Below are 340 nucleotides of genomic sequence, written 5' to 3'. Positions count from 1 at the left end.
TTGAAGCCCTAGCTCTTTCATAATACGAAGTACTTTCTTCTTGTTTATCACATATCCTTTGGCTTGAAGAGTATCTGTGATACGGCGATAACCAAGGCGTCCTTGGTGCTTACGGTATATGAAGAGAATTCTCCTTTTCCACTTGCGATCAGGATCCGGCTGTTTCCAAGATTGAACGTGGTAATAGTAGGTACTTTTCGGCAACCCAGCTATCTTCAACAATTGGGTAACAGGGAATTCATGCCTTAGTTCATATACTACTTTCGCCTTGATTGTTTTCGTGATTCTTCTTCCTGAACTAAGGCTCTCAGCTTTTTTAAATACGCAATCTCCATACGCA

1 protein-coding gene is annotated in these 340 nt (G+C 41.2%); it reads right to left on the bottom strand.

The genetic code is table 11. The features are described 5' to 3' along the window. Window positions 1-340 (bottom strand): IS3 family transposase (locus ASU00_RS24180; RefSeq protein ID WP_152983852.1); only part of this gene is annotated, 340 nt, incomplete at both ends.

The sequence above is a fragment of the Peribacillus muralis genome (assembly GCF_001439925.1).
Lineage (GTDB): Bacteria > Bacillota > Bacilli > Bacillales > DSM-1321 > Peribacillus > Peribacillus muralis.
This window is presented reverse-complemented; position numbering and strand designations above follow the sequence as displayed.